Genomic DNA, 7,900 nt, shown 5'->3' on the forward strand with positions numbered 1-7,900 from the left:
CGCGGCCCGTGGCACCGGCCCCGAGCTCTCCCAGGTCACCGCGGTCAGCCGCGTCGTCGAGGAATACAGCCTCGTGGTGGTCCCGGCGGACTCGCCGTACCAGAGCATGGACGACCTGGTGAGCGCCTGGCGCGCCGACCCCGCCCACGTGGCGTGGACCGGCGGCGGCTCCTTCGACCAGCTCGTCATGGCGGACATCGCCCGCACGGCCGGCGTGCCGGTCGCGGACACCACCTACATCCCGTCCGACGGCGGCGGCGAGGCCATCCAGGCCCTGCTCAACGGCACCGCCCAGGCCTCCGCCGGCGGCTTCGCGGACATCTACCCGCAGGTCGAGGCCGGCCGACTGCGCGCCCTCGGCGTGGTGGCGGCCGAGCCGCTGGCCGGCGTCGAGGAGATCCCGACCCTGCGCTCCCAGGGCTACGACGTCACGCTCACCAACTGGCGCGCCCTGTTCGTGCCGCCGGGCGTCTCCGCGGAGGAGCGCACCGAGCTCGAGACCCTCATCGCCGAGGCGGTCGACACCCCCGAGTGGAAGGAGGCGGTGCAGCGCAACTACTGGAACCCCGTGCCCCTCTCCGGCACCGAACTCGAGGAGTTCATCGCCGCCGAGAAGGAGCGCATCGGCACGCTGACGGAGGAGATCAAGTGAGCCACGCATCCACCGTCCCCCCCGCCGCCGACGCCCCCTCCCGCTGGGGACGCGCCGCCGGGCTCTCCGGACTCGTCATGCCGGCCGTGCTGGCCGCGTTCAGCCTCTACCTGCTGCTGGGGTCCCTGACCATGGACACCGACGGCGCCGACTTCCCCGGCCCGGACTTCTTCCCGCTGATCCTCTCGGTCGCGGGCCTCGTGATCGCCGCCGCGCTCGCGGTGGAGGTCGTGCGCGTGCGCCAGGCCCCCGAGGGTCAGGCCGACGCGGACGGCGAGGTCGGCCAGGCGGCCGGCCCGCTGACCCTGTTCCACTCGGACTTCGGCGCGCTGGCCTGGTGCTTCCTCGGCTTCCTCGCGTTCGCCGTCCTGCTGCCCTGGCTGGGGTGGATCCTCGCCGGGGCGCTGCTGTTCTGGTGCATCACGCGCGCGTTCGGTGCCCCGCACCCCGTGTTCGACATCCTCGTCGCCCTGTTCGTCTCCTCGCTGGCCTACCTCGGCTTCGCGGTGGCCCTGGGCCTGACCCTGCCCTCGGGCATCCTGGGAGGTGGCTTCTGACATGGAGACCCTCGGACTCCTCATGGAGGGCTTCGCCGGAGCCCTCACCCCCATGAACCTGCTCTGGGTGGTGCTGGGCTGTCTGCTCGGCACCGCGGTCGGCGTGATGCCCGGACTGGGCTCCTCGATGGCCGTGGCCCTGCTGCTGCCCATGACCTTCGCCCTCGAGCCCACCGCCGCGTTCATCATGTTCTCCGGCGTGTACTTCGGCGGCCTCTTCGGCGACTCCACCATGGCCATCCTCATGAACACCCCCGGCCAGGCCTCGGCCATCGCCTCCACGTTCGAGGGCCACCGCATGGCCCAGAACGGCCGGGCGGCCCAGGCCCTGGCGACGGCGGCGCTCGGCGCCTTCATCGGCGGCATGGTGGCCTCGGTGTGCGTCGTGTTCCTCGCCCCCGTGCTGGCGGAGTTCTCCACGAGATTCGGCCCCGCGGAGTACTTCGCGCTCGCGCTCTTCGCGTTCGTGGCCACCTCCTCGGTGGTCGCCGACTCGGTGCTGCGCGGCCTGGCCTCTCTGGTGCTGGGACTGGGCATCGCCGTCGTCGGGATCGATGCGGTGACCGGCACCGAGCGCTTCACGATGGGCTCGCCGCAGCTGTTCGACGGCATCCCGCTGGTGACCGTCACGGTGGCGATCCTCGCGCTCGGCGAGGTGTTCCACGTGGCCTCCCGGGTGCGCCGCGAGCACGAGGACCTGCGCATCCGCCGCACCGGCCGGCCGTGGCTCTCGGGCGCCGAGTTCCGCGAGGCCGCCCCGGCGTGGCTGCGCGGCACGGCGATCGGCCTGCCGTTCGGCATCGTGCCGGTGGGCGGCTCCGAGGTGCCGACGTTCCTGGCGTACTCGGCCGAGCGGCGCCTGGACCGGCGCCGGGCGCATCCGCAGTTCGGCCGCGGCGCGATCCGCGGGCTGGCGGCCCCGGAGGCCGCGGGCAACTCGACCACCGGCATGGCGATGGGCGCGCTGCTCACGCTCGGCCTGCCCGTCTCCGCGACGGCGGCCATCATGCTGGCGGCGTTCCGCCAGTACGGGCTGCAGCCCGGCCCCCTGCTGTTCGACCGCAGCCCGGACCTCGTGTGGGCGCTGCTGGCGAGCTTCTTCATCGCGATGATCGTGCTGCTGGCGATCAACCTGCCGTTCGCGCAGCTGTGGGCCAAGCTCCTGCTCATCCCGAAGCACTACCTCTACGCGGGGATCACGCTGTTCTGCGGGCTGGGCATCTACGCCACCACGGGCGCGGTGTTCGACCTGCTGATGCTGCTGGGGATCGGCGTGCTGGGCTTCCTGATGAGGCGGTACGGCTACCCGCTGGCGCCGCTGATGATCGGCATGGTGCTCGGCCCGCTGGCGGAGACCAGCCTGCGCGACGCCCTGCTCAGCTCGGTGGGCGACCCGGCCGTGCTCGTCTCCACCCCCATCACGTGGGTGATCTACGGGATCCTGGCGATCGTGCTGGCGTTCTCGGTGCGGGCCGCCGTCGTGCGCCGGACGCGTCAGGACGTGTGAGCGGAGGCGGGATCCGCGCCCCCCGAGACAACGCGGGTTGAGTTGTCACCGGTGTGCGGCCTCCGCACCCGTGACAACTCAACCCGCGTTTCTGGTGGGCGGCGGCCCGCTCAGTAGTGGTACGTGTCCGACGGCGCCGTGATCGCGTTGTCCTGGTCCGGGTACCGCGTGGAGTGCACCCCGAACGCGGTGGCCAGCCCGAGGATCTTCTCCGCGCGCGCCTTGCGGGGCAGGTCGGAGCCGTTGCGGATCTCGCCGCCGTCGGCCTCGAAGTCCGCGAGGAACTCGTGGGCCCACGCCAGCTCCTCCTGGGACGGGCTGAGCCCCTCGTTCACGGCCGCGCACTGCTCCGGCGCGAGGCACAGCTTGCCGGTCATGCCGAACTCCGCGGTCACCGCCGTCGCCTCGGCGAGCTTCACGCCGGTGGAGCCCACGGTCGGCCCGTCGATCGCGCCCGGCAGCCCCGTGGCCCGCGCCGCGATCGTGAACTGGGACCGCGTGTACGCCAGCGCCATCGGCGACTCGCCCAGGCCGGTGTCGCGGCGGAAGTCGCCGATCCCGAAGGCCAGCCGGAACGTGCCCTTCGCGGCGGCGATCGAGTCGATCCGCTGCAGCCCGCGCGCCGTCTCCACGAGCGCCACGACGGGCACGCCGGGCAGCCGTCGGGCGGTCTCGTTCACGTGGTCCGTGGACTCCACCATCGCCAGCACGACGCCGGCCAGGCCGCCCTCGGCGACCGGCCCGCCCAGGTGCGCGGGCAGGGCCGCGGCGAGCGCCTCGACGTCCTGCTCCCACCACCGCGAGCCGTAGCCGTTGAGCCGCACCCAGCCGGTGTGCCCGGAGGTCAGCCAGGCGACGGCGTCCGCGCGGGCCTGGTCCTTGTCCTTGGGGGCCACGGCGTCCTCGATGTCGAGGATGACGATGTCCGCGGCCGAGTCCTCGGCGGGCTGGAACCGTTCGGGCTGGGCGGCGTTGACCAGCAGCCAGGAGCGGGCGAGCTCCGGATCGATGCGCTGGCCGGGCACGGGCTGGAACGCGGGGGAGGGGGTGATCGCGGCGGGCAGGGTCACGGTCATGAGGGGCTCCTTCACGGGGCTGGGGCGTCGGGCCGAGGTCGCGGGCGGGGTGCCTCGCGCGGCGGACGGCCGGGGGACGGACCAGGTGGGCCCTGAGCGAGCGGCGTTGGTTCGACGCCGAAGGGCGCCGCGGGTGTGCGGCGCGTCCACAGCACAGTACACGCCACCGTGTCCGACGTCACCCGGGTGGGCGTGGATCTCGGCTCAGAAGGGGTGACGGGTGCGGGGGGAGCGCGTAGCGTTCATCGGGGTCCGGACGACGTCGGCCGCGCAATGGGGCGCGGCCCTCCGCGCGTCGGTCGGGCCGCGACACATCCCTGCCCACCGGACCACGAGGACGCTCAATGACGAGGATCCCCGCCGAGGACGAGGCCGTGACGGCCCCGTCCTCCCCGCTCGACAACGCCCTGGCCCAGCTCTCCGCCGCCGTGAAGACGCTCGGCTACGACGAGGGCCTGCACCAGATGCTCGCCGCCCCCCGCCGCGAGATGGCCGTCTCCATCCCCCTGCGCCGCGACGACGGCTCCACCGAGGTGCTCCGCGGCTACCGCGTGCAGCACAACTTCTCCCGCGGCCCGGCCAAGGGCGGCGTGCGCTTCAGCCTGGACGTGGACCTGGACGAGGTCCGCGCACTGGCCATGTGGATGACCTGGAAGTGCGCCCTGCTGGACGTGCCCTACGGCGGCGCCAAGGGCGGGGTGACCATCGACCCGCGCCAGTACTCGAAGGCCGAGCTCGAGCGCGTCACCCGTCGCTACACCTCCGAGATCCAGCCGATCATCGGCCCCGAGGTGGACATCCCCGCCCCGGACGTGGGCACGGACGAGCAGACCATGGCCTGGATGATGGACACCTACTCGGTGAACGTCGGCCACACCACGCTCGGCGTGGTCACCGGCAAGCCCGTCTCGCTCGGCGGCTCGCTGGGCCGCGCCTCCGCCACCTCGGCGGGCGTGGTCTACGTGGCGCTCGCCGCGCTCGAGCACCTCGGCATCGAGCCGTCGCGGGCGACGGCCGCGGTCCAGGGCTTCGGCAAGGTCGGCGCCGGCACGGTCGAGCTGCTCGAGGCGGCCGGAGTGAAGGTCGTGGCCGTGTCGGACCAGTACGGCGCCGTGCGCGACGACGAGGGCCTGCACTACGACGCCCTGCAGAGGCAGCTCTGGGACACCGGCTCCGTGAAGGACACCCCCGGCACCGCGCCCATGGACGCGGACGAGCTGCTCGAGATGGACGTGGACCTCGTGGTCCCGGCCGCCGTGCAGTCCGTGCTGACCGAGGAGAACGCCCCGCGCGTGCGCGCCCGGCTGGTCGTGGAGGGCGCCAACGGCCCCACCACGGGCGAGGCCGACCGCATCCTCGAGGAGAAGGGCGTCCTGGTCGTCCCGGACATCCTGGCCAACGCCGGCGGCGTGATCGTCTCCTACTTCGAGTGGGTCCAGGCGAACCAGGCCTACTGGTGGAGCCGCGAGGAGGTGGACGAGCGCCTGAAGCGGCGCATGGTCGCCGCATGGAAGGCGGTGCTGGCCACCTCCGAGAGCCGCCGCGTGAGCCTGCGCGAGGCCGCCACCCTGACCGCTGTCCAGCGCGTGGCCGAGGCCCACCGCACCCGCGGCCTCTACCCGTGACGGGGGGCGGCCCCGCCGCCTGACCCCGTCCGGCCGCCCGAGCGCGGCCCCGCTGCCCGACCGCGGGCCGACGGCCCGGAACCCCGGAGGTTCCGGGCCGTCGTCGTGGGCGGACGCGGCCTGATGTGCCCCCGGACCGTGACCTCCGTCTCTATTTCGAATTTTGACGATCAAGCGTGGACGGCCTGCCCGGATGATGTTTGAATTTGAAACAAGTTCGGAGGCCCAGGAGCCATCGCCGCCGCGGCGGCCCACCCCGGACACACCAGACAGACCCGCTTCAGAAGGAGCACCCCATGAACGCCATCACCACCGGAACCTGGAATCTCGACGCCGCCCACTCGGACGTCGACTTCGTCGTCCGCCACGCGGGCATCTCCAAGGTGCGCGGCACCTTCCACGCCGTGGAGGGCCAGCTCGTCATCGCCGAGCAGTTCGCCCAGTCCTCCGTGGACGTGACCGTCGACGTCGCCTCCATCAGCACCAAGAACGAGGGCCGCGACGGCCACCTGCGCTCCGCCGATTTCTTCGACGTGGAGCAGTTCCCCACCATGACCTTCCGCTCCACCGAGGTCCGCGGCGAGCCCGAGGAGTTCACCCTGGTCGGGGAGCTGACGCTGCACGGCGTCACCCGGACCGTGGAGCTTGAGGCCGAGTTCGGCGGCCAGGACAAGGATCCCTTCGGCGCGACCCGCGTGGGCTTCGAGGCCACCGGCGAGATCTCCCGCAAGGACTTCGGTCTGACCTGGAACGCCGCCACCGAGGCCGGCGGCGTCCTGGTCTCGGACAAGGTGAAGCTCGAGATCGGCGCCGCCTTCGTGCTGTCCGAGGCCGACGCCCAGGCCTGAGCCTGAGTCGACCTCGCGCGTCGAGACCGGGTCCCTCGATGAGGGGCCCGGTCTCCTCATAGGGTGGGGCCCATGATGGCTTCGAAGACCCCGCACCAGAACGTCACGTTCGACCTGCCCACCAAGGACGCCGGCCAGGACGGCGACCGGACGGGCCACGGCTACCTCGCGCTGCCCGCCTCCGGGAAGGGCCCCGGCGTGATCGTGATCCAGGAGTGGTGGGGCCTGGTGGACCACATCAAGGATGTGTGCGACCGCCTCGCCGACCTCGGCTTCGTCGCGCTCGCCCCCGACCTCTACGGAGGCTGGATCGCCCACGACGGCGACGAGGCCGGCGAGATGATGCAGAACCTGCCCGCCGAGGAGGGCGCCCGCCAGCTCGCCGGTGCCGTCGACTGGCTCCTGGCCCGGGACGAGGTGACCTCGCAGACCGTGGGCGCGATCGGCTTCTGCATGGGCGGCGGCTTCGTGCTCGCCCTCGCGGCCCAGCAGGGGGACAAGGTCTCCGCCGCCGTGCCCTTCTACGGCGTGGGCCAGGGCGTGCCCGGTGACTTCTCCGGCGTCACCGCCGCCGTCCAGGGCCACTACGCCGAGCAGGACGACTCCTTCCCCGTCGAGGACGCGCGGAGGCAGGAGCAGCAGATCCGCGAGGAGTCCGGGGCCGACGTCGAGTACTTCTACTACGACGCCCCGCACGCCTTCCACAACGACGAGAACCCCCAGGGCAACTACCGGCCCGAGGCCGCCGCCCTCGCCTGGGACCGCGCGGTCTCCTTCCTGAAGGAGAAGGTCCGCTGAGCGGCTCCCGTGGCGGCCGGGGCGGGAAGTCCCGCGCGAGCAGGGGCGGCCCCGCCCGGTCCACCCGCTCCGGCGGGCGTGGCGTGGCCAAGGGCGTGAAGCCCGCGGGCCGCGCCGGGGGCGAGGGCCGGCGTCGTCCCGCGCCCGCGCCGCCGGCCGACCTGCCCGTCCCGCCGGAGACCCTCTTCCTGGCCACCATCCCCGGGGCCACGCCGTCCACGTGGGTGGAGCGGTTCACCACGCGCCAGCGCACGGTGCAGCTCGTCAACCACGACGACGCCGCCCAGCTGGCCCACCTCGCCCACGACGACGCCGGTCAGCCCCGCCACTTCCTGCCGCAGCTGGGCTATGTGCGGCGCCGACGCGACGTGTCCGCCGAGGAGTTCCTGCGCGCCGGCGGCGTCGACCCGGGCCACGTGCACCTCGTGGGCGTGTACTCCGAGCTGCCGGTGGTGTGCGTGGGCAAGGACCACCTGCTCGCCGCCTGGGACGTGGACGCGGACGGCCCCGTGCCGCCCGCCGAGCTCGACCCGGACGAGGAGCTGGACCCCGCCCGCTTCGCCCCGGCCCCCAGCGCAGAGCCGATGGACGCCGCCGAGCCGCCCGGCGCGGGCGAGCGGATGGCCCTGGAGATCGCCCCGGCTGGCGCCGGCCACGTCGTGCTGCCGATGTCCGTGGCCCGCATGTTCGGCCGCAAGGACGTGATCGTGCTGCCGCTGGCCTCCACCCTCGACGACACCGTGGGCCTGTCCCGCGCCGACCGCGAGGCCGCCGCCACGCGGTCCGCGCTCGCGGACGAGCAGGCGCGGGCCGAGGCGGAGGCGGGCGCCGCCGTCG

General features: G+C 73.3%; 8 protein-coding genes. 7 read left to right on the forward strand and 1 reads right to left on the reverse strand.

The annotated features are described in order from the left end of the window. The 3 genes from SJ20_RS10290 to tctA all read left to right on the forward strand — a co-directional run. On the forward strand, positions 1-652 hold a 652-nt coding region (locus tag SJ20_RS10290; RefSeq protein ID WP_044659841.1), incomplete at its 5' end, for a tripartite tricarboxylate transporter substrate binding protein. Next, positions 649-1,209 carry a tripartite tricarboxylate transporter TctB family protein gene (locus SJ20_RS10295; protein WP_044659842.1) on the forward strand — a complete coding sequence of 187 codons (561 nt, stop codon included), beginning with the start codon at positions 649-651 and terminating at the stop codon, positions 1,207-1,209. The genes SJ20_RS10290 and SJ20_RS10295, both read left to right, overlap by 4 nt. Before the next feature lies 1 nt (position 1,210). Next, positions 1,211-2,716 (forward strand): tripartite tricarboxylate transporter permease TctA, encoded by a 1,506-nt coding sequence (gene tctA / locus SJ20_RS10300; protein ID WP_044659843.1) that lies wholly within the window; start codon positions 1,211-1,213, stop codon positions 2,714-2,716. 110 nt (positions 2,717-2,826) lie between these two features. Here tctA and SJ20_RS10305 read toward each other — a convergent pair whose 3' ends face one another. Continuing rightward, positions 2,827-3,792 (reverse strand): CoA ester lyase, encoded by a 966-nt coding sequence (locus SJ20_RS10305; protein WP_044659844.1) that lies wholly within the window; start codon positions 3,790-3,792, stop codon positions 2,827-2,829. Positions 3,793-4,136: 344 nt separating this feature from the next. Here SJ20_RS10305 and SJ20_RS10310 point away from each other — a divergent pair, with 344 nt between their 5' ends. The 4 genes from SJ20_RS10310 to SJ20_RS10325 all read left to right on the forward strand — a co-directional run. Further along, positions 4,137-5,417 carry a Glu/Leu/Phe/Val dehydrogenase gene (locus SJ20_RS10310; protein WP_044659845.1) on the forward strand — a complete coding sequence of 427 codons (1,281 nt, stop codon included), beginning with the start codon at positions 4,137-4,139 and terminating at the stop codon, positions 5,415-5,417. 296 nt (positions 5,418-5,713) lie between these two features. After that, positions 5,714-6,265 (forward strand): YceI family protein, encoded by a 552-nt coding sequence (locus tag SJ20_RS10315; protein WP_044659846.1) that lies wholly within the window; start codon positions 5,714-5,716, stop codon positions 6,263-6,265. 72 nt (positions 6,266-6,337) lie between these two features. Next, positions 6,338-7,063 (forward strand): dienelactone hydrolase family protein, encoded by a 726-nt coding sequence (locus SJ20_RS10320; RefSeq protein ID WP_036316518.1) that lies wholly within the window; start codon positions 6,338-6,340, stop codon positions 7,061-7,063. An 83-nt stretch (positions 7,064-7,146) separates the two neighbouring features. Continuing rightward, a partial coding sequence (locus SJ20_RS10325) for a hypothetical protein (protein WP_044659847.1) occupies positions 7,147-7,900 on the forward strand: 754 nt, incomplete at its 3' end.

It is taken from the genome of Micrococcus sp. MS-ASIII-49 (assembly GCF_000946635.1).
Lineage (GTDB): Bacteria > Actinomycetota > Actinomycetes > Actinomycetales > Micrococcaceae > Micrococcus > Micrococcus luteus.

What these genes read in the sequence shown, in the direction of transcription:
- tctA (WP_044659843.1), top strand. Translation starts at nt 1,211, where the DNA reads ATGGAGACCCTCGGACTCCTCATGGAGGGCTTCGCCGGAGCCCTCACC.
- SJ20_RS10305 (WP_044659844.1), bottom strand. Translation starts at nt 3,792, where the DNA reads ATGACCGTGACCCTGCCCGCCGCGATCACCCCCTCCCCCGCGTTCCAG.
- SJ20_RS10310 (WP_044659845.1), top strand. Translation starts at nt 4,137, where the DNA reads ATGACGAGGATCCCCGCCGAGGACGAGGCCGTGACGGCCCCGTCCTCC.
- SJ20_RS10315 (WP_044659846.1), top strand. Translation starts at nt 5,714, where the DNA reads ATGAACGCCATCACCACCGGAACCTGGAATCTCGACGCCGCCCACTCG.
- SJ20_RS10320 (WP_036316518.1), top strand. Translation starts at nt 6,338, where the DNA reads ATGATGGCTTCGAAGACCCCGCACCAGAACGTCACGTTCGACCTGCCC.